This is a genomic window from Hyphomonas sp. J20-32 (assembly GCF_055808555.1).
In genome coordinates, this window is record NZ_CM147873.1 from 1,767,744 (window position 1) to 1,791,647 (window position 23,904).

At 62.3% G+C, this 23,904-nt stretch carries 24 protein-coding genes; 12 read left to right on the forward strand and 12 right to left on the reverse strand.

Annotated elements, in window-relative coordinates; genetic code table 11:
- Positions 1-39 precede the first annotated feature (39 nt).
- Positions 40-972 (reverse strand): pepsin/retropepsin-like aspartic protease family protein, encoded by a 933-nt coding sequence (locus tag AC0L7I_RS08790; RefSeq protein WP_473396061.1) that lies wholly within the window; start codon positions 970-972, stop codon positions 40-42.
- Positions 973-1,160: 188 nt separating this feature from the next.
- On the opposite strand from AC0L7I_RS08790, the gene AC0L7I_RS08795 reads away from it, so the two are divergent.
- Complete coding sequence (locus tag AC0L7I_RS08795) at positions 1,161-1,757, forward strand: HD domain-containing protein (RefSeq protein WP_473396062.1); 597 nt, start codon at positions 1,161-1,163, stop codon at positions 1,755-1,757.
- 36 nt (positions 1,758-1,793) lie between these two features.
- Here AC0L7I_RS08795 and AC0L7I_RS08800 read toward each other — a convergent pair whose 3' ends face one another.
- Positions 1,794-2,150 (reverse strand): Kazal-type serine protease inhibitor family protein, encoded by a 357-nt coding sequence (locus AC0L7I_RS08800; protein WP_473396063.1) that lies wholly within the window; start codon positions 2,148-2,150, stop codon positions 1,794-1,796.
- 60 nt (positions 2,151-2,210) lie between these two features.
- Positions 2,211-3,131 carry an SDR family NAD(P)-dependent oxidoreductase gene (locus AC0L7I_RS08805; RefSeq protein WP_473396064.1) on the reverse strand — a complete coding sequence of 307 codons (921 nt, stop codon included), beginning with the start codon at positions 3,129-3,131 and terminating at the stop codon, positions 2,211-2,213.
- Positions 3,132-3,285: 154 nt separating this feature from the next.
- Here AC0L7I_RS08805 and AC0L7I_RS08810 point away from each other — a divergent pair, with 154 nt between their 5' ends.
- Positions 3,286-3,654: a VOC family protein gene (locus AC0L7I_RS08810; RefSeq protein WP_473396065.1), complete on the forward strand. Its 369-nt coding sequence runs from the start codon at positions 3,286-3,288 to the stop codon at positions 3,652-3,654.
- A gap of 57 nt (positions 3,655-3,711) precedes the next feature.
- Here AC0L7I_RS08810 and AC0L7I_RS08815 read toward each other — a convergent pair whose 3' ends face one another.
- Entirely contained in the window at positions 3,712-5,256 is a 1,545-nt protein-coding gene (locus tag AC0L7I_RS08815; RefSeq protein WP_473396066.1) for a S10 family peptidase, read from the reverse strand.
- Positions 5,257-5,516: 260 nt separating this feature from the next.
- Between AC0L7I_RS08815 and AC0L7I_RS08820 the strand changes: the two genes are divergently transcribed.
- From AC0L7I_RS08820 to AC0L7I_RS08830, 3 genes are all read left to right on the forward strand, one after another.
- Positions 5,517-6,812, forward strand: a complete 1,296-nt coding sequence (locus tag AC0L7I_RS08820) for a NupC/NupG family nucleoside CNT transporter (protein WP_473396067.1) — start codon at positions 5,517-5,519, stop codon at positions 6,810-6,812.
- A 183-nt stretch (positions 6,813-6,995) separates the two neighbouring features.
- Entirely contained in the window at positions 6,996-9,152 is a 2,157-nt protein-coding gene (locus tag AC0L7I_RS08825) for a TonB-dependent receptor (RefSeq protein ID WP_473396068.1), read from the forward strand.
- A gap of 11 nt (positions 9,153-9,163) precedes the next feature.
- Positions 9,164-9,781, forward strand: coding sequence for a glutathione S-transferase family protein (locus AC0L7I_RS08830; RefSeq protein ID WP_473396069.1), 618 nt, complete (start codon positions 9,164-9,166; stop codon positions 9,779-9,781).
- Between the two features lie 25 nt (positions 9,782-9,806).
- On the opposite strand, the gene AC0L7I_RS08835 is transcribed toward AC0L7I_RS08830, so the two are convergent.
- Together AC0L7I_RS08835 and AC0L7I_RS08840 are read right to left on the reverse strand one after the other, a co-directional pair.
- Positions 9,807-10,595 carry an SDR family NAD(P)-dependent oxidoreductase gene (locus AC0L7I_RS08835; RefSeq protein WP_473396070.1) on the reverse strand — a complete coding sequence of 263 codons (789 nt, stop codon included), beginning with the start codon at positions 10,593-10,595 and terminating at the stop codon, positions 9,807-9,809.
- Positions 10,592-11,020 (reverse strand): PaaI family thioesterase, encoded by a 429-nt coding sequence (locus AC0L7I_RS08840; protein ID WP_473396071.1) that lies wholly within the window; start codon positions 11,018-11,020, stop codon positions 10,592-10,594. The genes AC0L7I_RS08835 and AC0L7I_RS08840 overlap by 4 nt, the downstream gene beginning before the upstream one ends.
- 108 nt (positions 11,021-11,128) lie before the next feature.
- On the opposite strand from AC0L7I_RS08840, the gene AC0L7I_RS08845 reads away from it, so the two are divergent.
- The 4 genes from AC0L7I_RS08845 to AC0L7I_RS08860 are packed head-to-tail and all read left to right on the forward strand — an operon-like array spanning position 11,129 to position 14,148.
- Entirely contained in the window at positions 11,129-12,289 is a 1,161-nt protein-coding gene (locus AC0L7I_RS08845; RefSeq protein WP_473396072.1) for an acyl-CoA dehydrogenase family protein, read from the forward strand.
- Entirely contained in the window at positions 12,289-13,524 is a 1,236-nt protein-coding gene (locus AC0L7I_RS08850; RefSeq protein WP_473396073.1) for a serine hydrolase domain-containing protein, read from the forward strand. The genes AC0L7I_RS08845 and AC0L7I_RS08850 overlap by 1 nt, the downstream gene beginning before the upstream one ends.
- Positions 13,521-13,781 (forward strand): DUF3253 domain-containing protein, encoded by a 261-nt coding sequence (locus tag AC0L7I_RS08855; RefSeq protein ID WP_473396074.1) that lies wholly within the window; start codon positions 13,521-13,523, stop codon positions 13,779-13,781. The genes AC0L7I_RS08850 and AC0L7I_RS08855 overlap by 4 nt, the downstream gene beginning before the upstream one ends.
- Before the next feature lie 10 nt (positions 13,782-13,791).
- Entirely contained in the window at positions 13,792-14,148 is a 357-nt protein-coding gene (locus tag AC0L7I_RS08860) for a TfoX/Sxy family protein (RefSeq protein ID WP_473396075.1), read from the forward strand.
- Here AC0L7I_RS08860 and AC0L7I_RS08865 read toward each other — a convergent pair.
- The 3 genes from AC0L7I_RS08865 to AC0L7I_RS08875 form a co-directional block, all read right to left on the reverse strand.
- Positions 14,145-14,663 (reverse strand): SixA phosphatase family protein, encoded by a 519-nt coding sequence (locus AC0L7I_RS08865; protein ID WP_473396076.1) that lies wholly within the window; start codon positions 14,661-14,663, stop codon positions 14,145-14,147. The genes AC0L7I_RS08860 and AC0L7I_RS08865 overlap by 4 nt on opposite strands.
- On the reverse strand, positions 14,660-15,148 hold the full coding sequence (locus AC0L7I_RS08870; RefSeq protein ID WP_473396077.1) for a DUF3291 domain-containing protein: 489 nt from the start codon (positions 15,146-15,148) through the stop codon (positions 14,660-14,662). Before AC0L7I_RS08870 ends, AC0L7I_RS08865 begins: the two co-directional genes overlap by 4 nt.
- A 99-nt stretch (positions 15,149-15,247) precedes the next feature.
- Positions 15,248-16,045, reverse strand: coding sequence for an enoyl-CoA hydratase/isomerase (locus AC0L7I_RS08875; protein WP_473396078.1), 798 nt, complete (start codon positions 16,043-16,045; stop codon positions 15,248-15,250).
- Between the two features lie 150 nt (positions 16,046-16,195).
- Here AC0L7I_RS08875 and AC0L7I_RS08880 point away from each other — a divergent pair, with 150 nt between their 5' ends.
- Complete coding sequence (locus AC0L7I_RS08880) at positions 16,196-17,632, forward strand: coniferyl aldehyde dehydrogenase (RefSeq protein ID WP_473396079.1); 1,437 nt, start codon at positions 16,196-16,198, stop codon at positions 17,630-17,632.
- Positions 17,633-17,695: 63 nt separating this feature from the next.
- On the opposite strand, the gene AC0L7I_RS08885 is transcribed toward AC0L7I_RS08880, so the two are convergent.
- Positions 17,696-19,270 (reverse strand): DEAD/DEAH box helicase, encoded by a 1,575-nt coding sequence (locus tag AC0L7I_RS08885; protein ID WP_473396080.1) that lies wholly within the window; start codon positions 19,268-19,270, stop codon positions 17,696-17,698.
- Positions 19,271-19,558: 288 nt separating this feature from the next.
- Between AC0L7I_RS08885 and AC0L7I_RS08890 the strand changes: the two genes are divergently transcribed.
- The gene (locus tag AC0L7I_RS08890; RefSeq protein WP_473396081.1) at positions 19,559-21,019 is read left to right on the forward strand and encodes an SUMF1/EgtB/PvdO family nonheme iron enzyme; all 1,461 of its coding nucleotides are present in this window, start codon (positions 19,559-19,561) and stop codon (positions 21,017-21,019) included.
- A gap of 78 nt (positions 21,020-21,097) precedes the next feature.
- Here AC0L7I_RS08890 and AC0L7I_RS08895 read toward each other — a convergent pair whose 3' ends face one another.
- Positions 21,098-21,694 (reverse strand): superoxide dismutase, encoded by a 597-nt coding sequence (locus AC0L7I_RS08895; protein WP_473396082.1) that lies wholly within the window; start codon positions 21,692-21,694, stop codon positions 21,098-21,100.
- A gap of 64 nt (positions 21,695-21,758) precedes the next feature.
- Between AC0L7I_RS08895 and AC0L7I_RS08900 the strand changes: the two genes are divergently transcribed.
- Positions 21,759-22,409, forward strand: coding sequence for a squalene/phytoene synthase family protein (locus tag AC0L7I_RS08900; RefSeq protein ID WP_473396083.1), 651 nt, complete (start codon positions 21,759-21,761; stop codon positions 22,407-22,409).
- A gap of 2 nt (positions 22,410-22,411) precedes the next feature.
- Here the strand turns inward: AC0L7I_RS08900 and trmFO are convergent, their stop codons facing one another.
- A complete protein-coding gene (gene trmFO / locus AC0L7I_RS08905) occupies positions 22,412-23,818 on the reverse strand; it encodes a methylenetetrahydrofolate--tRNA-(uracil(54)-C(5))-methyltransferase (FADH(2)-oxidizing) TrmFO (protein ID WP_473396084.1) in 1,407 nt (468 codons plus the stop codon).
- Positions 23,819-23,904 lie beyond the last annotated feature (86 nt).

Here is a 23,904-nt window from a genome sequence, read left to right on the forward strand (position 1 = left end):
CTGTCGCCAACAGGATGCCATGCATTCGGGGTTGCTGGATCAATCCGCGCGGATATGTGTACCGGTGGCGTTCAGGTGCACGCCGCCCATGCCACGGCGCGATTCGGTAATTCCCAGGACGAGATAGCCCCTGCGACGGTCGAGCTGGACACGGAAAATGGAGAGATAGTCCAGGCCAAGAACCATCGCGGGTTCGTCGGCCATGCCGAGATGCGCAAACAGGGCCGGGTCGGCGACGATGAGGTCGGGGCCGGTAACCCGGTGCCGGCCGAGCGTGAACTTGCGTGCGGTTGCAACCCGGATCGCCACGTTGCCGCCAGTGATTCCGCGTATCGTTTGTGTTTTTTCATCGTTCGGCTTGGCGCCTGCTGCTTCTGCGAACCGACTGTTCACGTAGGAGATACTCGAACCGGTATCGATAAGGGCCAGGCCTTCAACACCGTTCAATTTCACTTCGGCGAACCAGAGTCCCTGTCGCAGGTGCGTTTTCATTCGGCTGGATGAGAGGCCGGTGCTTCTGTCGGGCCGGCCATCGTAAACCAGGATGCGGCCCTTATCGAAATCGAAGTCGACAACATCGCCGTCCAGCGCCGTCAGCGGCACGACATTGTGGATCCCGCTCACCGCGATCCGCTGGCTCAGGGCGGCCGGGAATTGATCAATCCGCGTGTTGCCGGCCGAAAGGCTGTTGACGTGAACCACAGGGAAAACCTGCGGCCCCTCCAGCCCGAGCACATTGATAGAAAGCGCGTCAGGGGGCGGCACGCCGGCTGCCGTCGCCGTCGCATCGTCGATCATGGCATAGGTGGCTGCGGTGTCGACGACGCCGACGGCTCGGGTTGCGCCATTGATCCGAAGTGGGACGGTCATGTGTCCGGACGGGGCCATGTCGAAGGGGATGACCTGCCGTTCCGTCGCGGCGGCGGGAAGGACAGCGGCCAGGAACAGCAAGGCCGTCGCCCAGACGCGCATGTTTTGCGCCTTGAAGCCACACCAGCCTGCAATTGAATCCGGGTTCCTGAGCATCGCGCTCCTCGCTTTCGCAGTGTGCAGAATGCCACATTTTGGACAGGCGACCAAATCTGGCCGGGAACGCCGCCGCTTTCCTATGCAGGCAGTGTGGTATATCCTTTTGCCAACAAGGCTTGGAGGAGACCGAAATGGCAGACGGACATGATATGGGCGAACGCGCAAAATTCCGCGAGATGCTCGAAGGCACGAAGGAAGACTGGAGCATCATTGCCGAGCACTCCAAAATCTTCAACAAGGGCCTCGCCAAGCGTGTCCTGGACCATTTGCGCTTGCTGGACGGCGATTTTGGCGGCTTCCCGATTGATCGTCTGGAGCATTCGCTGCAGACCGCGACGCGCGCCCATCGCGACGGGCGCGACGAGGAATATGTCGTCTGCGCGCTGCTGCATGATATCGGCGACACGCTGGGCAGCATGAACCATCCGGACGTGGCTGCTGCGATCCTGAAGCCGTTCGTGTCGGAGGCAAATCTCTGGATGGTGGCCAATCACGGCGCGTTCCAGGGCTATTACTTTTTCGAGTATCTCGGCCTCGACAAGAACATGCGCGACAATTTCAAGGACAGCCCGCACTACCAGCGCTGCGCCGAGTTCTGCCACAAGTACGACCAGGCAGCCTTCGATCCGGACTATGAAAGCGAGCCGCTGGAATTCTTCGCACCGATGGTGGAGCGCGTGTTCTCAAAGCCGAAAAACTCGATGTATCTCAAGGCGATGCAGGAATAGGGACGATACGGCCTCCCGGCAGGGAGGCCAGCGCCCTTAGCCGGTACAGGCGCCCTTGTGAGCCACGCTCGTGCCATCGGCGTGCGCTTCGCATGTGTTGGGATAGGTCTTTGCGTTACACCCGCAGACCGGCGCGTATTCACGCGTGCAGGCGGGCCGGATTTCCTCGCACGTGCCGGCGACATCCGCTGTGGTCCTGCAGGCACCGTCCTCCAGCTTGCAGAAATAGCCGTCTTCACATTTCAGGGCTGCGATGCCGCCACAGGTTTCCCCTTCCGCACTGACGGGAACAGGCTGGACGACGGGCTTGACGGTCTCAGCAGGCGGCGGCGCGCTGCAGGCGGCGGCAAGCAGGAGAATCGAGCATAGAAGCGTGGATGCAGTGAACCGCATGGATTCTCCTCAAAAAGCGTGTGAGGAGAATCCTGCGCTTAAAACTCGCCTGAAGCAACCTTAGGCTTTCACGCCACCGGCCACGAGGGCGAACATGTGCTGGCCGTGCTCACCGCCGCCTTTGAAGGCGGGCAGCGTTTTCGACGTGTCGGTGATCTGGTCCCACTTCGCGGCAACGGCTTCGGCTGTCAGGGCGTCGCCTTGGCCGACAAAGGCGCCTTCGGTTTCGACGATACGGGCCATCGAGAAGGCACCGGCACCGGCTGACAGGACCACACCCGTCGGGGCGTCGTCTTTCACCAGGTTCATCACGCCGGGCGTGACATATTCCGGCTTCAGCTGGGCGAGGGCCGCTTCGGGCATCAGGCCTTCGGTCATGCGGGTGGCGGCCACCGGGCAGACCGAGTTGATCTTGATATTGTTCTTGGCGCCTTCGATCTTCAGCGTGTTCATCATGCCGACGAGGCCGAGCTTGGCGGCGCCGTAATTGGCCTGTCCGAAATTGCCGTAGAGGCCGGTCGAGGACGTGGTGACGACGATACGGCCGTAATTCTGTTCTTTCATGATATTCCAGGCCGCGTGGATCGGCATGAACGAGCCGCGCAGGTGGACGTCGATGACGAGGTCGATATCGGCCTGAGTCATCTTGGAGAAGGACTTGTCGCGCAGGATGCCCGCATTGGCGATCAGGATGTCGATCCGGCCGAACCGGGCCATCGTGTCGTCGATCATTTTCTTGACGCCGGCTTCATCCGCAACGGACGACCCGTTGGCCATGGCTTCGCCGCCCATGGCCTCGATTTCCTTGACCACGGCTTCGGCGGCGGCGGAATTGCCGCCCGTGCCGTCCATGCTGGCGCCAAGATCGTTGATCACGACTTTCGCGCCGCGACGGGCGAGCTCGAGGGCGTGGCAACGGCCAAGACCGCCACCGGCGCCGGTGACAATGGCAACGCGGCCGTCAAAACGAATATCGGACATGGGAGAACTCCTGCATTTGCAATAAATCGGTTTGGGCGGTTTCACACCAGACGTTCACGTAAACGTCAAGGCGCGTCCTTGCGTCATATCTTGCACAGGGGCGCGCGTGTGGTCAGAGTACCGAAACGAAACGCATGCAAAGGGAGGAACCGACATGCTGGCCTATGTAACCCTCGGAACGAACAATAAAGAGAAAGCCTTGGCTTTTTATGACGCCGTGCTGGGCGAAATGGGCGCCAAACGGTTCTTCGCCAATGACCGCCTGCAATTCTACGGCGTCGGCCCCGGCCAGCCGATGCTGGCCATTGGCGATCCCTATGACAAGGACGCCGCCACCTGCGGCAATGGGGTGATGCCCGCCCTCGCCGCTGCCGACAAGGAAACCGTCGACAAGGTTTACAACAAGGCGATCAGCCTTGGCGCTGTCGACGAAGGCGCACCGGGCAACCGGATGCCGACCTTCTATGGCGCCTATTTCCGCGACCCGGACGGCAACAAGATCTGCGTCTGCAAGCTGGGTTAAGTCCGCCTCAAACGACTTCCCCCGGCGGATGCCGGGGGAGGATTCTTTCCCGACAACCTAGTCCGGCCGCCTGTCTTCGAGCTGGCCGGCATAGAAGGCCCGCACGTCCGCGCTCAGGGCCTTTAGCGCGCCCTCGTTCAGGTACATCATGTGTCCGCCCTGGTAATAGGTCATGGCGACTTGGTCCTGCGGAATTCCATAGCGGGCGAATGTGATCTCTGCATCGAAGAAGGGGCAGATCAGGTCGAAATAGCCGCTGGCGACCATCACCTTCAGCGCCGTGTTGTGGCGCATCGCCGTGGTCAGCTTGCGGGTGGGGTTCACATAGTGCGGTTCCCAGTATTCGCCATCCGGGACATCGCGGAAAATCCACTGCTCGCCGGCGTCCGCGCTGGAGACCATGTAGGGACGGTCCATCTCGACGCCGAGATCAGCAGACAGGTACTGGTTCATCAGGGCCGAATAAGCCGAGCTGATGGCATAGCTCGAGACATCGTCTTCCGGGCCTTCGGCCGCATCGTCGGCCTCGTCACCAAGGTAGCGCCCGTCGAGCCGTCCCAGCGCCACGCCCTTGTCGCGCAGCAATTCCTTCTGGAAGCGGTGCATCAGGATACGCAGGTCAGAGGTCTCGATATAGGCCGGATCAAGCCCGGTGAAATAGGCCAGCCGGTCGCGGATATGGGCCCGGTCTTCCGCGTTCAGCCGGTCTCCCTTCATCAGCGCCGGGCCGTATTCGTCGCGGGCGAAGGCGCGGGCTTCTGCCAGGAAGTCCGCCTGCGGAATGCCGAGTCCCGCCTTGCCATGATATTGCGCGGTGGCGGCCATGCTGGGCAGGTAGGTGATGTAGGAATACATGTTGTCATGGACCGAGGTTGAGCCCTCATAGTCCAGCGCCTGGGAGATCAGGACGATGCCATTGAGCGCGATATCGACATCGCCCGTTGTCAGCTCGTCCGCGATGTAGGCGGCCCGCGTCGTGCCGAAACTCTCGCCGATCAGGTATTTCGGGGCGTTCCAGCGCTTGTGTGTCGTGATCCAGATCCGGATGAATTCCGAGATGGAGGCCGTGTCGCCTGCCGCGCTCCAATAATCCTTGTTCTCGCCCTTGCCGATGGCGCGGCTGTAGCCCGTGCCAACCGGGTCGATGAAGACAAGGTCGGTCACATCGAGAATGGACAGGGGATTGTCGACCAGCGTGTACGGCGCCGCGCCATCATCGGCGTCTGCATCGCTCGCTACCTGCGCCCGTTTCGGGCCGAGCAGGCCCATGTGCAGCCAGACGGAGGCCGAGCCCGGCCCGCCATTGAAGATGAACGTTACCGGGCGCGCGCTGCCAGCCTTGTCGGCGACATAGGATGTGGTGAAGAGGCTCGCGGCCGGCTCGCCGTCCTCGCCCTTGATATAGGTCTCGCCCGCCTCGACCGTGTAGGCGACCTTCGTCTTGCCGAACGTGCCGGTATGCGTGCTTTTGAACATCACGGGATCGGGGACAGGCTTTGCGGCCTCCGCCTTGTCAGAGTCGGTCTTGTCCGGTTTGGCTTCAGCGAAGGCAGGCGTGGCGACGGCCATGACCATGGCCATCAATAGGGCGCGCATTTTCATGTGTGTGTTGGCTCTCCAGGGGCTGGCCGGGCATCTAGGTCACTTCCCGGACCAGACGCTTGATAATTAAAGCAAAAACCTAGGCTCAGGATTAAGGGGCGTCAACAAGCCCGGCAATGTTTGGGAAATGACGCCCTGACCGGCGCCTGACGCGAGCAATCCGGGATGTGTGCGTGTTGCGTTGCACTTGCGCGCTTTCCAATCCGGACCGTCACGGCTAAGTCATATGCCTATCAAATCGGGCTCGGGAGCGAATTTGGATGCTGGCAGGTTATGAATGGGGCTGGGACAATGCCCGCGCGCTGATCGGGATCGCCGTAATATACGCGATTTGCTGGGTGGTCTCGGAAAAGCGCGGCCTGTTTCCATGGCGGATCGTGATCGGCGCGACCGTGATGCAATTCGTGTTTGCGCTGCTCCTGTTCGGTGTGCCGTTCGTGCGCGGCGTCCTGTTCCATGCCAATGACGTGGTTGATGGCCTTCAGGCCGCCACCCGCGCGGGCACGGGTTTCGTGTTCGGCTATGTCGGCGACAATACGGCAGGTGCCGAGCTGATGGAGGGTACGCCCCCGCCGCTCTTCTTCTTCCAGATACTGCCCATCGTGATCGTGGTGGCCGCCCTGTCGGCCATCCTCTGGCACTGGCGTATCCTGCGCTGGGTGACCAATGGCTTCGCCTATATCTTCCAGCGCACGATGGGCCTTGGCGGGGCCACCTCGCTGGCCGTGTCAGCCAACGTGTTCATGGGCATGACCGAGGCGCCCGTCCTGATCCGGCCCTACATCAAGGGTATGACGCGCTCGGAACTGCTGATCATGATGACGGCGGGTTTCGCCACCATCGCGGGCTCTGTGCTGGTCGTCTATGGCGCGTTCCTCGATGGCAAGATGGCGAATCCGCTGGCCCAGCTGCTGACGGCCTCGATCATGGCGGCGCCGGCCGCGGTGGCCGTGGCGCTGACAATGATTCCCGAAACCACGCCTTCGACCGAGCGGATGAAGGAACCGGATTTCAACTATGCCTCGACCATGGACGCCTTCTCGACCGGGGCGACCGACGGCCTGAAAATCGTCCTGAACATCACCACCATGCTGATCGCGGCGCTGGCGCTGCTCTGGCTGATCAATGCCGCGCTCGGCCTGTTCCCGGCCGTCATGGGCGAACCGCTGTCGATCGAGCGCGTGCTCGGCTGGGTCTTCGCGCCGCTGATGTACATGATCGGCGTGCCATGGGCCGAGGCGTCGCAGTCCGGCTCGCTGATGGGCGTAAAAACCGTGCTGACCGAGTTCGTGGCCTTCCTGCAGCTGGCCGAAGTGCCGGTGGACGCGATGGACCCGCGCACGCGCATCATCACGGCGCACGCGATCTGCGGCTTTGCCAATTTCGGCTCGATGGGCATCCTGATCGGCGGCCTCTCGATTGTCGAACCGGAACGGCGCGACGATTTCCTGGCGCTGGCCTGGCGCACGCTTCTGGCTGGCACACTGGCGACCTGCCTGTCAGGCGCGGTTGTCGGGGCTCTGCCGTACCAGCTGTTTGCAGGTGTCCACGGCTGAGCCGCAAAGCCCCTTCTCCCCGGGGAGAAGGGGTTGGGGATGAGGGGCGACGCCTTCTCACTTGATTGCCGTCAGGTCAGCCACCGCAAGGACACAGTCAGTTTTACTTCGCAGGATCAGTTCATGCCGACATACCGCTCCCCCTCACCCCCGGCCCCTCTCCCAAGGGAGAGGGGGGCGCGTATGACGCGACCGGGCGCGATCCGCCTCTTCGCGCTCTGCGCTGCGACCGGGATGACATTTGCGGTTGGTGGTTTGCCGGCGGTGGCGCAGCAGGTTGAAGAAGAGGCGGCTGTGCTGCCCCCCTGTTCGGAGGTTCTCGGCTCTGCTGCTGAGATTACTTGCATTGATGGAGAGACCGGCGAAGCGGTCCGGGTATTTGATTCGGCGGGTTGGGTATATCGTCAGGACCCGGTCGAAGTCTGGGGAGACCGGTCCGAAACCGATCCCGGCAGTTTCTCCGCAGCCACCAGCAAGAACATCGTCGCCACCCTCGCCGACCATCCCGCAGAAATCCTGAACACGCTGCCCGGCGTGAATATCCAGATGAATTCCGGGCAGGAGCACCTGATTGCCATCCGCTCGCCGGTGCTGACCGGCGGGGCAGGGCAGGGCAGTTTCCTGATCCTCGAAAATGGCGTGCCGACGCGCTCGCCCGCCTTCGGCAACGTGAACAGCCTGATGGAACCGCACCATGAAGTGGCGAGCGCCATCGAAGTGGTGCGCGGGCCGGGCAGCGCGAAATATGGCTCGAATGCCGTGCATGGCCTCGTCAATGTCATCCTCGGGGCACCGGGCGATGGCAGTTTCGCGAGCGCGAGTTATGGCACGCTGGGCCGCTACCGCACCGACATGGCCCTCGACGAGGGCGAACGTGTCCGCCTCGGCCTGTCGCTGCAGCATGACACGGGCTGGCGCGACAATACCGGGATGGACCAGCAAAAACTGTCTGTCGTCGGAGCGTATGATCTCGGGCCATGGGATGTAACGCCTTGGCTGTCTGCCTCGAACCTCAACCAGGAATCGGCTGGCTTCCTCGGCGGCACGGACAGTTACAAGGACAGCGACGTTGTGACGACGAACCCGAACCCGGAAGCCTATCGTGATGCCTGGTCGGCGCGGATCGGGGCGCGGGCAGAGCGCGAGCTGGGGGGCGGCACGCTGGTGCTCACGCCCTATGCCCACACACAGGCGATGATCTTCTCGCAGCACTTCCTGCCGAATGGCGGCGTCGAGAAGAACGGACACACGGGCGGCGGCCTGATGGCGCGCTATGGCTGGCAGGCGAGCGATGCTCTGGCGCTGCGCATTGGCGCGGATGTGGATGTCGCGAGCGGCTACCTCAAGGAAATCCAGCCGGATCCGTTCGGTTTCTTTCCGGGCGATAGCCGGTTCCCGCAGGGCGTCCACTATGACTACTCGGTCGACACGACCGAGCTTTCGCTATGGGCCGAGGCGGAATTTGCGCTCGGCAACAATGTCAGCGTGCTGGCGGGCCTGCGCGGCGAGACGCATGACTATGACTATGCCACCGATGCGCCTGTCGGCATTTCGGGCCGCTTCAATGTCACCGCGGACCGCAGCGACAGTTTTGACCTGCTGACGCCGAAGCTCGGCCTGATCTGGTCGCCGGGTGATATCAGCTATTACATCAACTATGCGCGCGGCGAGCGTGCGCCGCAGGCTTCCGACCTTTACCGGCTGCAGAGCCTGCAGGTGGCGGGCGAAGTGGATACCGAGACGCTGGACAGTGTCGAGATCGGCGCGCGGGGCAGCGTGGCGGACGGCCGGCTCGTCTTCGATGTCGCCGCTTACTGGATGGACAAGGAGAATTTCTTCTTCCGCGACAGCGACGGCCTCAACGTGCCCGACGGGTCGACGCGCCATCAGGGCGTCGAGGCGGCGGCGTCGTTCAACATGACGGACACGCTCGTGCTCAAGGGCAATGTCAGTTGGTCGGACCAGACCTACACGTTCGACCGCATCGTCGGCTCGGGCACGGAAACGATCCGCGATGGCAACGCCATCGACACGGCGCCGGAATGGCTGGCGGATGCGTCGCTCGACTGGCAGGCGACCGAAGCGATTGCCCTGTCCCTGTCGGTGGAGCATGTCGGGGAGTATTTCATCGATCCCGCGAACACGGCGACCTATCCCGGGCATACGGTCCTGTCGGCGCGCGGATCGTATGAATTCAGCGAAGGCATGGAAGCCTTCCTGATCGTGCGCAACCTGACCGACGAGGCCTATGCCGACCGGGCGGACCTCGCCTTCGGCAATGAACGCTATTTCCCCGGCGAGCCGCTGAATGCGACGCTGGGCGTCAGGAAAAAATTCTAGGAGGATAACGCATGAAACTTTACCAGAGCCCGATGGCGCCAAACCCTGACCGGGTCGTCTTTTTCCTGCGGGCGAAAGGCAAGCTCGACGCGGTCGAGATGCACGAAGTCTCGATCATGAAACAGGAGCACAAGACGCCGGAATACCGGGCGATATCGCCCTATGCACAGGTGCCGGCGCTGGTGCTGGACGATGGCACGACAATCACCGAGAGCCGCGCGATCTGCACCTATTTCGAGGGCGTCTTCCCGGAGCCGAACCTGATGGGGCGCGATCCGAAGGAGAAGGCGCTGATCGAGATGTGGGACCGGCGCATCGAGCTGATGTTCTTCGTCCAGTTCGCCGGCTGGTTCCGCAATGCCCACCCGGCCATGGCGCCGCTGGAAGTGCCGCAAAGCGCCGAGGCCGCCGCGAAGGGCGAGAAAGCCGCGCGAACCATGATCAAGTGGATCGACGCGCATCTCGCCGGCAAGGATTTCGTCGCCGCCGACCGGTTCTCGATTGCCGACATCACGCTCTATGTCGCCTGCGGCTTCTGCCGCGTGATGAAATGGGAGCCGCACAAGGAGTTCGAAAACCTTGGCCGCTGGCACAAGGCCATGACCGAGCGCGGGTTCGCGAAAGCGTAAGGCCCCCGCAAACCCGCCCTGGGGATCAGGCGTTCTTGATCGACATGCCGCCATCGACCGGGATGTGCACGCCGTTCAGGAATGACGCGGCCGGCAGGACCAGGGACAGCGTCATGTTCGCGACCTCTTCGGGGATGCCGTAGCGGCGCAGTGGCACGCGGCGCTTGGCGTAGATCTCTTTGTGCTCGTCGGGGATGCCCGATGTGATGCCGGTGATGATCGGGCCGGGGCAGATGCAGTTGACCGTGATGCCTTCGCGGCCGAGATCGACGGCGAGGCCGCGCGTCAGGCCGATCACGCCATGCTTGGCCGCGACATAGGGCGAATTGCCTGGCGTCGCGCCAAGGCCTTCGGTCGAGGCGATGTTGACGATGCGGCCCCAGCCATTCTTGCGCATATAGGGCAGGGCGGCGCGGATGGCGCGCTGGTGCGAGGTCAGCATCACATTGATGCTGGGGCCCCAGCTGTCTTCGTAGCTTTCTTCGCCAATATCGCCAGCCTTGGCGAAGCCGGCATTGTTGACGAGAATGTCCATGCCGCCGAAATGCGCCGCTGCATTGTCGATGACGCGCTTGATTGCGGCAGGGTCTGACACGTCCAGTTCCCAGCCCTTCACATTGTCGAAGCCGGCATCCTTGATTTCCTTGACCACGGTATCGACATCGCCCTGGCGCAGGTCGGTGACGGCGACATTGGCGCCTTCGCGGGCGAACAGGTGTGCGGTCGCCCGGCCCATGCCGCTGGCGGCGCCGGTGATGAGGGCGGTCTTGCCTTTGATCGAACGCGAGAGTTCCTTGTAGGGGGGCTGGCTCATGTTTTGGGTTTCCTGAGTTTGATGGTTCCGGAGAAATTGAGGACGGGCCGGTCATTGGCGGTGACGATACCGCGCACGAAAGTGATCGAGCGGCCTTGGCGCAGTACTTCGCCGCGCGCTTCGATCAGTTCGCCTTCGAGGGCGCCGTCGAGGAATTCGGAGGTGAACGCCACGGTCAGGCCGTAGACGCCTTCCATCCCGTGATGGGCGATGGCGAACAAGGCAAAGTCGGCGAACGTCATCAGGCAGCCGCCATGCATCACACCGCCGGCATTCATGTGCTTGCGCTGGGCGCGGAAGGCCGCAACCTGGCCTCTCTCGTCAGTACGCATGTAGAACGGGCCAGCCGTATCGTGCTCGAACGGCTCCTCTGTCCAGGTCTTCCAGCCTTTGAATTCGCCGTCTGTAACTTCAGTTGCAAGCATTTCCGCCTTGTTCCTCCCTTTTCGCTTTGATACCGCACGGGTACCCTTCGACAAGCATGTCGCAACGGCATATCATTGTCACAGACAAAAAATGACGGGAGTTCCCAGATGGCCTTTGACGCCGAAATTCGCGCCGCCCTGATTGAGCAGGTGCGCCGGTTCGTGACCGAGAAATGCGTGCCGATTGAAGCGGATGTTGCCGAGAACGATGCGGTGCCGCAATCCATTGTGGACGAGATGAAGCAGCTCGGCCTGTTCGGTATTGCCGTGCCGGAGGAATATGGCGGCCTCGATCTCGACATGGAAACCGAATGCCTCGTGGCCTTCGAGCTGGGGCGCACCTCGCCGGCTTTTCGCTCTGTTGCCGGCACGAATATCGGCATCGGCAGCCAGGCGCTTGTCCTGTTCGGCACTGACGCGCAGAAATCGAAATGGCTGCCCGGCATTGCCAGCGGCGACCTGATCGCGAGTTTCGCCCTGACCGAGCCGGAAGCAGGGTCTGACGCAGGCAGCCTGACGACCAAGGCGATCCGCGACGGCGACCATTACGTGCTGAACGGTACAAAACGCTACATCACCAATGCCAACAAGGCGGACCTGTTCACGGTCATGGCGCGGACAGATCCGTCCATGCCCGGCGCCAAGGGCGTGTCGGCTTTCGTGGTCGAGCGCAACACGCCCGGCGTGTCCGTCGGCCAGCCTGAAAAGAAGATGGGCCAGCAGGGCGCGCATATCTGCGACGTGATCTTCGAGAATGCCCGGGTTCCGGTCGAGAACAGGCTCGCTGGAGAGGGCGAAGGCTTCAAAGTGGCGATGAGCGTGCTCGACAAGGGCCGCCTGCACATTTCCGCCGTGGCGACCGGCGTATCCGAGCGGCTGATCAAGGAAATGGTCAACTACGCCCTTGAGCGCAAACAATTCGGCAAGCCGATCATGGACCACCAGCTGATCCAGGCGATGATCGCCGACAGCCAGGCCGAAACCTATGCCGCACGCTGCATGATCCTCGACGCGGCGCGCCGCCGTGATGCGGGCGAGGATGTCACTATGCTCGCCTCGTGCACGAAACTGTTCTCCACCGAGGCGTGCGGCCGTGTTGCGGATCGCGCGGTGCAGGTATTCGGCGGCGCTGGCTATGTCACCGATTACGGTATCGAGCGCTTCTATCGCGACGTTCGCATCTTCCGCCTGTATGAAGGCACGAGCCAGATCCAGCAGATCATCATCGCCCGGGAGCTCGCCCGGGCCGCAAAGGCAGGAAACCTCTGATGTTTGACCATGACCCGACCGACCCGCATGAAGTTGGCCTGAACGCAGACCGGCTCGATGCCATTCCCGAATATTTCCAGAAGAACTATCTCGACACCGGCAAGCTGCCCTGCATGGCCACATTGGTGTCGCGCGGCGGCGAGATCGCGCTGGAGAATTATTCCGGCACGACACATCTGGGCAGCGGCGAGCATATCGGTCCGCACACGATTTTCCGTATCTATTCGATGACCAAGCCGATTACGTCCCTGGCGGCGATGATGCTGTTCGAGGAAGGCAAGCTGCGCCTCGACCATGATGTCAGCCGCTATATCCCTGAATTTGCCGACGTGATGGTCTGGGACGCGGGCGACAAGGACAGCTTCACGACGCGCAAGCCGGACCGTCCCATGAAAGTGCTCGACCTGTTCACGCACACGTCGGGCATCACCTATGGCTTCATGATGCAGCATCCGGTCGACTTCCTGTATCGCCGGGAGAAGATCGGCCGGCCGGACGAGACCTTGCAGGCCATGGTCAAGCGGCTGGCAGCGTTGCCGCTGCAGTGTTCGCCCGGCACCGAATGGTGGTACGGGCATTCGATCGACGTGCTTGGTGCGATAGTCGAGATCGTGTCCGGCATGGAGCTGGACGAATTTTTCCGCCAGCGCATTACCGGGCCGCTCGGCATGCACGATACGGAATTCTGGGTGCCGGAAGACAAGACCGACCGCTTGATGGCCTGTTATCAGAAAGACGCCGAAACAGGCGAAACGACACTGGCCGATGGCGCTGGCAAGGCGTCAAAACTTTACACCAAGCGCCCCACCTTCCTGAATGGCGGCGGCGGGCTCGTGTCCACGCTGCGTGATTACCATCGCTTCGCGCTGATGCTTTTGCGCGGCGGCACGCTGGACGGCCAGCGCATCGTCAGCCCAAAGACCGTTGAGTTCATGCGCCAGAACCATTTGCCCAATGGCGGCACCATGCGCGAAATGGGCAAGTCCATGTTTACGGAAGTCATGGCCGACGGCGTGGGCTTCGGCCTCGGTGGGTCGCTGGTGGTGGATGTCGTGGCGGGCCAGCAGCCGGGTAGCGAGGGCACGTTCAGCTGGGGCGGTCTTGCGTCGACCTTCTTCTGGATCGACCCGGAAGAGGAAATCATCGCCATCCAGGCCACACAATTGATGCCATCCTCGACCTATCCGATGCGTCAGCAGCTGCAGCAGCTCGTCTACGCGGCGATCGACTGGTGAGCGAACCGGGTCACAATGCAGTCCGCGAAGCCATCCTTGCGCTGACGGCGGAATGCGGCGCGGGAAAGACGATCAGCGCCGAACAGGCGGCCCGTGCGGTGAGCGAGGAGAACTTCCAGCGTGTGCTGAAGGATGTGCGCGCGGAAGCTGTCCGACTCGCCAAGGCGGGCACGATCACGATTTATCGCAAGGGCAAGCCGGTGGAAAACCTGGATGCGTTCAAGGGCGTCTACCGGCTCGGCCTGCCGCCGGTCTAGGCGTATGGCCATGTCGCCGGACTCGTTCCATGACTTCGTGACGGACCTGTTCCGTTCGATGGGTGATGTCAGCATCAGGCGCATGTTCGGCGGGGCAGGCGTCTATGCACAAGGCGTGATGTTCGCCCTCCTCGCTGAAGACGTAGTCTACCTGAAGACCGATGCTGCCCTGCGCGCCGCGCTGGAGGTCGAAGGAGGAGAAGCCTTTGTCTGGGAGCGGCCGAGCGATGGCAGACGGATGGAGATGGGCTATGTCAGCCTGCCATCTGCCGCAATGGACGACGCCGACGAGGCAAGTGCATGGGGCCGCCGGGCCTTGTCAGTCGCGTTGGCTGCAAAGCAGGCCAAACCTGCGAAGAAGGTTTAAGGCTGGTACGGCGCGCCGTAGCGGCGCAGTTCGGTGTCCACCCGATCATCCCGGATACGGACGACATAGAGCCGGTCATACTCGGCGGCCTCGTCAATGTCCGTGCCCGGTTCACCGCCCAGGATTTCTACCAAAGCGGGGGTCGTGTTGGAATGGCCGACAATGAGCGTGGTGCCCGGTTCGGCCTTCAGGCGACCGGAAAACGCCGAAAGGTCGGACGGATCGTAGAGCGTCACCGGTACCGAGATGGCTTCGGCAATCGGCGCGGCCGTTTCCCGTGTCCTGGCATAGTCGGTGGAATAGATGCGAAGGATGCCGGCATCGCCAAGCGTTTCGGCGAGCTGGGCGGCGCGAGTAGCGCCTTCGGGCGTCAGCGAGGGGTCGTCACCAGCCTGCTTTTCGGCGTGGCGAACCAGGTAGATCGTGTGCTCGGGGTCCGGTGTGGCAGTGGCGCAAGCTGCCAGCGTCAACAGTGCGCAAGCAAGCCCGAGCAGGTTGCGCCGCGTCAGGCTCATGCGACCTGCGGCCGGGCAATGGGTTGGTCGAGCGAAAAGGCGTAAGGGCTTGATCCGTTCTCACGCAGGTGCGCGAGGCGTTGCCAGCCATCCTCCATCGTGAATTTCTCTTCGCGCGGGGCCCACCACATGACGAAACTGGGCCCCTGGTTGCGAACGAGCTGTTCCCGGAGGCGCCGCATGCCCGAGGGGTGTGTCTTGCCCTTGTAAACGAAGGACCGCATGTCCTCGAGAGACGTCCAGCCAGCCATCGTGCACACGTCGGGAACGCCAAGGTCTTTGGCATAGGGAAACGCGTTACCCAGGTCACGCCAGCGACCATCCGGCTGACGCAGGCCATGGCGATGCCAGTGAATGCCTTCGAACGTGTCGGCATCGCTGAATATCCGCGGAAGTATAGCAAGGAACACGCGCACGAATTCGTTGTCGAATGTGAATTCGCCAACCGGTCGCGCGCAATTGAAATGGATCAGTCTAGCGTCCATGCCTACATCCGCCCCCCGGCCCCATGCGTAGGCCGCAAACTGTCACGGATGCCTTACTCTATTCTTAATCGAATACAGTTTTCTTCAATCAAAAGATGATTACTTGCCTTTGAATACTGCCTTGCGTTTTTCGAGGAATGCCATGACGCCTTCCTTGAAGTCGTCAGTGCGGCCAGCCGTGCGCTGGGCAAGGCGTTCGGCCCTGAGGGCGCCCTTGAAATCACCGTCACAGGCGTCCCACACCAGCTTGCGGGTCATCGCGAGGGCCTGTGTTGGTCCCTCTGCGAGTTGTTTGGCCAACTGCTTTGCTGTGTCCAGCAAGGCGTCGTCTTCGACCACGCGGTTGACCAGGCCCCAGGCCAGCGCCTGTTCGGCGTGGACCTTTTCGCCCAGCAGCGTCATCTCCATGGCGCGCACGCGTCCGATCGTGCGGGCCAGCAGGTAGGTCGATCCGCCGTCGGGCACGAGGCCGATGCGCCGGAATGCCTGCAGGAAATAGCCGCTCTTGCCGCAGATTACGAGGTCGCCAACAAGTCCCAGCGCGCAGCCGACGCCGGCTGCAGCGCCGTTGACGGCGGTAATCACCGGGTGGGGGTGATCCTGGATGGCGAGGACAAGCGGATTGTAATGCGTGTCGAGGGGACGTCCGGCATCTGGCAGAGAGCCTGGATGGCTGAGTGGTGTGTCGCCGCCGGTCGTGCCCAGATTGGCGCCGGAACAGAAGCCACGCCCCTTGCCGGTCAGGATCGTGCAGCGCGCTTCAAGGCTGGCCTTTTCGAACGCATGGAGCAGTTCCTGCGCGGTATCGACGCCGCACGCATTCATGGTTGCCGGATCGTTAAAGCTGATGATGGCGGTAGTGCCGTCCAGTTCGTAGGAAATCTTTTCGTAAGCCATCTCAACTCTCTCCCTGATGTGTCTGGGGGCAATCTAGTCGGATTGGCATGGAAGGGAACGCCTCACGCAGCGGCAATGCATTTTGCTTTGTTAAGCGCTGAACGCGGGCTACACTGTTCACAAGCAAGAACAGGCATGGGAGAAATTGGCATGGCACTCGACAGCGCAGCCGGCAGCGGCATGGAATCCATTTTGACGCGGCAAAAGGCAGCGAACCTGCGCGACGGCATCCCGTCAGCCGCCCGGCGGATCGAATGGATCGACAAGGCGATCGACCTGTTGATAACGCATGGCGATGCGTTCAACGAGGCCATGTGCGACGATTTCGGGCACCGCTCGAAGGACCAGTCTGGTTTCACCGACATCGTCTCGTCGATCGCTGCCCTGAAATTTGCGAAGAAGCACCTGCACAAATGGATGCAGCCTGAAAAGCGCAAGGTCGATTTCCCGCTCGGCCTGCTGGGGTCGAAGGCGCAGCTCCAGTTCCAGCCCAAGGGCGTGATCGGTGTGATCAGCCCGTGGAACTTCCCCGTGAACCTGACCTTCACGCCGCTGGCCGGCGTATTCGCCGCCGGCAATCGCTGCATGATCAAGCCGTCGGAATTCACCGAGGCGACATCGGAACTGATGAAGTCTGTGATTGCCCAGTATTATGATGCTGACGAAGTGGCCGTGATCACCGGCGGTCCGGAAGTGGGCGCTGAGTTCACCAAACTGCCCTTCGACCACATCCTGTTCACCGGTGCGACGTCGGTCGCCAAGCACGTGATGCGCGCGGCAGCTGACAATCTTGTTCCGCTGACACTGGAACTCGGCGGCAAGAGCCCTGTCATCCTCGGCCGCTCAGCCGACATGCAGAAGGCGGCCAACCGCATCATGGCCGGCAAGACCCTGAACGCGGGCCAGATTTGCCTGGCGCCCGACTATGCGTTCGTACCGAAGGAAAAGACGGCTGAATTCACTGCTGCCGCGACGAGCGCCGTGCAGAAGATGTTCCCGTCCGGCCTGAAGGACAATGACGACTACACCTCGATCGTGAACCAGCGCCACTATGACCGGATCATGGGCTATATCGAGGACGCCCGCGCCAAGGGCGCCGAAGTGATCGAGATCAATCCGACTGGGGATAATTTCACGCAACAGCCGCACCACAAGATCGCGCCGCACATCATCGTCGATCCGACAGACGACATGACCGTGATGCAGGACGAAATTTTCGGCCCGATCCTGCCGATCAAGTCCTATGGCGAAACCAGCGACGCGATTGCCTATATCAACGCCAATGACCGCCCGCTGGGCCTGTATTATTTCGGCGAGGATTCTGCGGAAAGGGATACGGTCCTGAACAACACGACGTCAGGCGGCGTCACCGTGAATGATGTGATTTTCCATGTTGCCCAGGAGGACCTGCCGTTCGGTGGTGTCGGACCGTCGGGCATGGGCAGCTATCATGGCCGCGAAGGCTTTTACGAGTTCAGCCACAAGAAGTCTGTCTATACGCAGACCGGAAGTGAGATGCTGGCAATGATCCGCCCGCCCTATACAGATGCGTTCCGTAAGCAGATGAAGTCGCGCCTGAAGCGCTAGCCGCGCGGCAGTCGTCAGCGCCTTGTCGCGTGGGTGGACTCCACGCGACAGGACTTCTGGTGCCTAGCGTTTCAGGAATGCAGGAACGTCGTCGCCAAAGCCTTTGACGCGCTCGGGCGCTGGCGCCAGGATCGGATCGTCATCCTTGCGCTTCTGGTCGCGCGGCGGCCGGCCGCCACGTGAACCGCGTTCGGTGCGTGCGGGTTTCTCTGTCTTTTCCGGCTTTGCAGCCACGTCAGCCTTTTCGGCTTTCTGGGGCTTTTCCGCTTTTGGGGCGCGTTCGCGCTTTGGCTTTTCAGCGCGTTCGGGCTTCGGCGCCGCGTCTGCGGGCGCGGGTGCGGTTTCAGTCTTCGGCGCGTCTTCGTCTGGCTTGCGGCGCGAGCGTCCGCGCTCGGGGCGTTCACCCCGGCCGCGCGCACGGCTGCTGCTGCCGCCGCTACGCCCGCCGCGTCCGCTCCGGCTGGAGCGCTCTTCCGGCGGCAGGTTCTCGAGTTCCTCCAGCAGGCCCTCGGGCATGTAGTCCTCAACGTCCTGCTGGATCATCTTGAGGACGAAGCCCCAGGATTTCTCGTCGGCTGGCGACACGATCGTAAAGCTTTCGCCTTCGCGTCCAGCGCGGCCCGTGCGACCGATCCGGTGGACATAGTCTTCGTCCTTCGGCGGCGGTGAATAGTTGAACACTTGTCCGACATCGGGAATGTCGAGCCCGCGCGCAGCCACGTCTGATGCCACGAGCAGTTTCAGGTCGCCATCGCGGAATCGCTGCAGCACTTCTGTGCGGAAGGCTTGCGGCAGGTCGCCATGGATTGCCGCAGCATCGTGGCCATGCTTTTGCAGTGAAGCCGCGACGATATCGACTTCGACCTTCCGGTTACAGAACACGATACCGTTCTTGACGTCGCGGGATTCGATCACGCGGCGCAGCGCAGTACGCTTGGCCTTGGCATCATTGGTCGGAATGTGGACCACGTGCTGCGTGATCGTCTTGGCGGCGTCTGTCGGCCGGGCGACTTCGATCTTTACCGGATCGCGCTGGAAGGTCTTCGCCAGCCGCTGGATGTCGGTCGGGAATGTTGCCGAGAAAAGCAGCGTCTGCCGCTTGGCTGGAATCTTGGAGACGATCTTCTCGATATCGGGAATGAAGCCCATGTCGAGCATCCGGTCGGCCTCGTCGATAATGAGATAGTCGACACCCATCAGCAGCAGCTTGCCGCGTTCGAACTGGTCCATCAGGCGGCCAGGGGTCGCGATCAGCACGTCAACGCCGCGCTGCAGCAGGCCTTCTTGTTCCTTGAAGCTGACGCCGCCGATGAGCAGGGCCATGGTGAGCTTCAGGTGCTTGCCGTATTTCTCGAAGTTCTCGGCCACTTGCGCGGCGAGTTCGCGCGTCGGGCAGAGGATCAGGCAGCGCGGCATGCGGGCCCGGGCCCGTCCGCGCGCGAGGCGGTGGATCATCGGCAGCACGAAGGCCGCCGTCTTGCCGGTGCCGGTCTGGGCGATGCCCGTGACGTCGCCGCCGGAGAGGATGTGGGGGATGGCTTCCATCTGGATAGGCGTGGGATGTGTATATCCCGCCTCTTCCACAGCCTTAAGTACGTTCGGCCCAAGGCCGAGATCTGCAAAAGTTACGTCGTTCAAAGTGTTTCCAGTCCAAGGATTGTTGATAATACCCGACGCTGCCCGAATGGCAGCCTTGCCGGGCGAATCCTGGGCCCGGAGCGTCTGTTGCGCTGCACATAATGCAAAAATGGCGCCGCGTATAGATGCTGAGGTCAGGCGCAGTGGGGCGGCGGCAGGCTGTGCCCTCCTTTGATGCAGGTTGGCCTTGTGGCGCGCAGGCCCAGATCGCCTCTCGGGGGTGCCCGGCCGCTTGTTGTGCAGCGCCTAAGCTTCGCATACAGTCAAACCGATACCCCGGGGGACGGAATGTCGGAAGTATTCGTATCGTACAACAGGGACGACCTGCCCATCGCACAGAGGATTGTCGATGGATTGCTGCAGGAAGGGTTCAGTGTCTGGCTGGACACGAACCTTCAGGCTGGCGAAAACTATGACGAGATCACCGAGGAGCGCCTGCACAAGGCGCGCGCAGTGGTCGTTCTGTGGTCGAGGCGTTCAGTCAAATCGAGATGGGTGCGGGCGGAAGCGACGATCGGTGCGCGCAAGAACACACTGGTGCCGCTGATGATTGAGCCTTGCGACAGGCCCGTCATGTTCGAACTCATCCAGACAACCGATCTTTCGGGATGGACAGGCGAACGGACCGATCCGAGCTGGCTTGCATTCATTGAGGTCATCCGCCACCGGCTGGAATCCATACCGGCCGAAGGCGGCGGCAGCGCCGGTCAAAAAGGCAAGCCGAGAGGCGTCGCCAAGGCGGCGGCCAAGGCGAAAAAAGCGCGAGAAAAAAAGAACCGGTCAGGCCGGGGCGTGCTTGTCACGCACCTGATGGCGTATTCGTTCGGGCTGATCACTGCAGTGGGCGTCTATGCCCTTCGCCCGGACCTTGTTCAGCCCTTGCTGTCGATGCTGCCTGCCTATCCGGCCCAGAATGTAGCCGTCGCAGCAGAACCGGAGGAGCCGGATCCCCAGGACGTCGTGCTGGCGTCCGCCGTCAACACGCCTCAGCCCCCGCCACCTATTGCCGAACCCGTGATTGAGGTGCCGTCCGAGCCGGTTCCCGAGCCCACGTTCCACGACTGTGACATGTGCCCGGAAATGGTGAACATCCCCGGCGGCACATTCATGATGGGCTCGCCCGAAGACGAACTTGCACGCAATGCGTGGGAGGGTCCCCAGCGAAAGGTCGCAATGGCCCCGTTCGTGATCAGCACGACCGAGGTGACCTTCGACCAGTGGGATGCCTGTGCGGCGGACGGTGGTTGCGGCGCCTATTCTCCGCCGGCCGGACTTCTGGGGCGGGGTTCGCAGCCTGTGGCCAAGGTATCCTGGAAGGATGCGCAGGCCTATGTCGCCTGGGTCTCGCAAAAGTCCGGTCGCACCTACCGTCTGCCGAGCGAGGCGGAATGGGAATATGCGGCGCGCGCAGGCACACAGACGCCTTTCTGGTGGGGTGCGCTGTTTGACCCCGAAAAGGCTGCGTCGGGAGCGGACCTGAAGCCGGTCAGCGAACTGGCTGCCAATACGTTTGGCCTGCGCGGTGTGTCGGGGAACCTGCGCGAGTGGGTGCAGGATTGTTATGTGGACACGTTTGCAAATGCACCGCTCGATGGACGCGCGGTGGAAGCGGCATCGTGCAAGCAGCGTGTTGTCCGGGGCGGTTCGCACGCCTCGACGGCGGCAGAACTCAGGATCGCGGCGCGGACCCGGAGCGATGCTGCACTGCGCGATGAGTTTACGGGATTCCGCGTCGCTGCAGCGCCCTGACGGGACTTCAGGTCATTCGGGAATGAGGCGGCGTGCCTCCCCGACCCGCAGGGTCAGGGGGCAGCCGTCTGGTCAGGTTCAGCCAAGGTTCTTGTTGGCAAAATCCCAGTTGATCAGGTTATTCAGGAACGCGTCCATATAGTTTGGACGGCTGTTCTGGTAGTCGAGATAATAGGCGTGCTCCCAGACATCCATGGTCAGGAGCGGCGTCACGCCGGCTTCCGTCAGCGGAGTTTCGGCATTTGGTGTCTTGGTGATGGCCAGCTTGCCGTCCTTGAGCACGAGCCATGCCCAGCCGGATCCGAACTGGCCGCCGCCGGCTGCCTTGAAGTCTTTCACGAACTGGTCGTAGCCGCCGAGGTCGCTGTCGATCATCGCAGCGATCTTGCCGGTTGGCTTGCCGCCGCCGCCTGGTTTCATCGAATGCCAGTAGAATGTGTGGTTCCAGACCTGGGCCGCATTGTTGAACAGGCCGGCCTTGGCCTTGTCGCCCGCAGCCTTCTTGACGATGTCCTCGAGCGACGCGTTCGCCAGGTCTGTGCCTTCGATCAGGCCGTTCAAATTGGTCACATAGGCCTGATGGTGCTTGCCATGGTGGAAGTTGAGAGTCTCCTCGGAGATGTGCGGGGCGAGGGCTCCGCGCCCGTAAGGGAGGTCGGGAAGGGAAAATGCCATGTCAGCGTCCTTTCTTGCATATGATTGACTGGTGTATCAGCGCGTCTTCCCACATATGGGTGCCATGTCAAACGAGACCAGTCCTTTGAGTAAATCCCAGTGGAAGGCAATCGACGCCCGCGTCAAGCGTGTCGACGAAGACCGCTGGATATCCAGCCGCTTCGCTCCGGAGGCTTACCGCAACGCACTGACGGCCCTTTACGCGCTCGCCTACGAGCTGGCCCGGGTCCGTCTCGCAGTGTCCGAAGACACATTAGGCGCGATCCGGTTCCAGTGGTGGCGCGACGCACTGAGCGAGATCGAGGCACAACAGGCGCCCCGGGCGCATGATGTCTGTCTCGCCCTGAACGAGGAAGTTGCCTGCCAGCGGCTGAAAGTCGGCGCGTTGCAGAAGCTGGTCGACGGCTACGAGGCCGCCTTCGAAGCGGAAGACAGGTCGCGCGAGCCGGAAGCCTGGCTGGCGACGATCGCTGCAAATGTTCTGTGCGGCGCCCATGCCTGGGGAACCAGGATACAGGATGTGGCGCCTGCCTATGCCGCCACGCGCCGAAGCGACACAAAAGCCTTCGGTCCGCATGTCACGCCTGCGCCAAAGCTTATCCGCCCGGCAGTCGCCCATTTTCGCCTGCGCAAGTTTTATTGTGACGGTCGCAACCCGAATGCGATCACGAAGCGGCTCAGTATCATGAAGGCCATGAATACTGGCGAGGTGTAGGCCTACTCCGCCGGCACCAGTGCCGCCTCGCCAGCCAGCCACGCATCCACGTCTTCCAGCGCTCGCACGGCCTGCGCCATTTTCTTGGCGCGGCCCTTGTCCTTGCCGCGCAGGCGTTTGCCGTCGGTCCCGACTTTCGAATAATCCTCAATGTCCGGGAACAGTCCGAAATTGATGTTCATCGGCTGGAATGTCTGCTTGCCCTGCAGGTGGCCGCCGGTGATGTGCAGCACGAGTGCGCCGAGCGCTGTGGTCGGTGGCGGCGGAGCGAGTGTACGTCCGAGGCGCTCTGCGGCAGCGAAGCGTCCGGCGAGCAGGCCCATTGCGGCGCTCTCGACATAGCCTTCGACACCGGTGACCTGGCCGGCAAAGCGCAGGCGCGGCATCGACTTCATGCGCAGCTGCTGATCGAGCAGTTTCGGCGAGTTCAGGAACGTGTTGCGGTGGATGCCGCCGAGGCGGGCGAACTCGGCCTTTTCGAGGCCGGGGATCATGCGGAATATCTCGGTCTGGGCGCCATGCTTCAGCTTGGTCTGGAAGCCGACCATGTTCCACAGAGTACCGAGGGCATTGTCCTGGCGCAGCTGGACCACGGCGTGGGATTTCACCGTCGGGTCGTGCGGATTGGTCAGGCCGACCGGTTTCATGGGGCCGAAGCGCAGGGTCTCGCGTCCGCGTTCGGCCATCACTTCAATCGGCAGGCAGCCTTCAAAATAGGGCGTGTCCTTTTCCCAGTCCTTGAATTCGGTTTTCGGCGCCGCGATCAGGGCGTCGAGAAAGGCGTGGTACTGGGCTTCGTTCATGCCGCAATTGATATAGGCCGCCGTGTCGCCGCCGGGGCCGGGCTTGTCATACCGGCTCTGGCGCCAGGCCTTGGTCATGTCGACAGAGTCGAAATAGATGATCGGTGCAATCGCATCAAAGAAGGCAAGGTCGCCTTCGCCGGTATGCGCGTGGATCGCCTCGGCGAGCGCCTGAGACGTCAGCGGCCCGGTGGCAATGATCACGCTGTCCCAGTCTTCGGGCGGAATGCCGGCAATCTCCTCGCGCACGATGGTGACCAGTGGATGGGCTTCCAGCTTGGCCGTGATGGCCTCGGCAAAGCCCTCCCGGTCGACCGCCAAGGCGCTGCCGGCCGGCACCTGGTGATCGGCGGCCGTGGTGATGATCAGGCCGCCCGCCCGGCGCATTTCCTCATGCAATACGCCGACGGCATTGGTCGTATGATCGTCGGAACGGAAGGAATTGGAACAGACCAGCTCGGCCAGCTGGTCGGTCTGGTGGGCCTCGGTGCCCTTCACGCCGCGCATTTCGTGCAGGATGACCGGCACGCCCGCGCTTGCGATCTGCCAGGCCGCCTCTGATCCGGCCATGCCGCCACCGATGATATGTATGGGTTTGATGCTCATGAGGGGGACATGCGCAGGCCGGTCCCGCGCGTCAAGATGGTGTTTGCCGCCCGGCGCCTTGCGGTTTAGGTGTGTCAGCAGCGAGG

Coding starts and splice junctions, on each gene's coding strand:
- AC0L7I_RS08850 (WP_473396073.1), top strand. CDS start 12,289: ATGTTTGACCATGACCCGACCGACCCGCATGAAGTTGGCCTGAACGCA.
- AC0L7I_RS08865 (WP_473396076.1), bottom strand. CDS start 14,663: ATGAGCCTGACGCGGCGCAACCTGCTCGGGCTTGCTTGCGCACTGTTG.
- AC0L7I_RS08825 (WP_473396068.1), top strand. CDS start 6,996: ATGACGCGACCGGGCGCGATCCGCCTCTTCGCGCTCTGCGCTGCGACC.
- AC0L7I_RS08820 (WP_473396067.1), top strand. CDS start 5,517: ATGCTGGCAGGTTATGAATGGGGCTGGGACAATGCCCGCGCGCTGATC.
- AC0L7I_RS08860 (WP_473396075.1), top strand. CDS start 13,792: ATGTCGCCGGACTCGTTCCATGACTTCGTGACGGACCTGTTCCGTTCG.
- AC0L7I_RS08810 (WP_473396065.1), top strand. CDS start 3,286: ATGCTGGCCTATGTAACCCTCGGAACGAACAATAAAGAGAAAGCCTTG.
- AC0L7I_RS08895 (WP_473396082.1), bottom strand. CDS start 21,694: ATGGCATTTTCCCTTCCCGACCTCCCTTACGGGCGCGGAGCCCTCGCC.
- AC0L7I_RS08795 (WP_473396062.1), top strand. CDS start 1,161: ATGGCAGACGGACATGATATGGGCGAACGCGCAAAATTCCGCGAGATG.
- AC0L7I_RS08790 (WP_473396061.1), bottom strand. CDS start 972: ATGCGCGTCTGGGCGACGGCCTTGCTGTTCCTGGCCGCTGTCCTTCCC.
- AC0L7I_RS08845 (WP_473396072.1), top strand. CDS start 11,129: ATGGCCTTTGACGCCGAAATTCGCGCCGCCCTGATTGAGCAGGTGCGC.
- AC0L7I_RS08805 (WP_473396064.1), bottom strand. CDS start 3,131: ATGTCCGATATTCGTTTTGACGGCCGCGTTGCCATTGTCACCGGCGCC.
- AC0L7I_RS08875 (WP_473396078.1), bottom strand. CDS start 16,045: ATGGCTTACGAAAAGATTTCCTACGAACTGGACGGCACTACCGCCATC.
- trmFO (WP_473396084.1), bottom strand. CDS start 23,818: ATGAGCATCAAACCCATACATATCATCGGTGGCGGCATGGCCGGATCA.
- AC0L7I_RS08800 (WP_473396063.1), bottom strand. CDS start 2,150: ATGCGGTTCACTGCATCCACGCTTCTATGCTCGATTCTCCTGCTTGCC.
- AC0L7I_RS08870 (WP_473396077.1), bottom strand. CDS start 15,148: ATGGACGCTAGACTGATCCATTTCAATTGCGCGCGACCGGTTGGCGAA.
- AC0L7I_RS08880 (WP_473396079.1), top strand. CDS start 16,196: ATGGCACTCGACAGCGCAGCCGGCAGCGGCATGGAATCCATTTTGACG.
- AC0L7I_RS08835 (WP_473396070.1), bottom strand. CDS start 10,595: ATGAGCCAGCCCCCCTACAAGGAACTCTCGCGTTCGATCAAAGGCAAG.
- AC0L7I_RS08900 (WP_473396083.1), top strand. CDS start 21,759: ATGTCAAACGAGACCAGTCCTTTGAGTAAATCCCAGTGGAAGGCAATC.
- AC0L7I_RS08815 (WP_473396066.1), bottom strand. CDS start 5,256: ATGAAAATGCGCGCCCTATTGATGGCCATGGTCATGGCCGTCGCCACG.
- AC0L7I_RS08840 (WP_473396071.1), bottom strand. CDS start 11,020: ATGCTTGCAACTGAAGTTACAGACGGCGAATTCAAAGGCTGGAAGACC.
- AC0L7I_RS08830 (WP_473396069.1), top strand. CDS start 9,164: ATGAAACTTTACCAGAGCCCGATGGCGCCAAACCCTGACCGGGTCGTC.
- AC0L7I_RS08890 (WP_473396081.1), top strand. CDS start 19,559: ATGTCGGAAGTATTCGTATCGTACAACAGGGACGACCTGCCCATCGCA.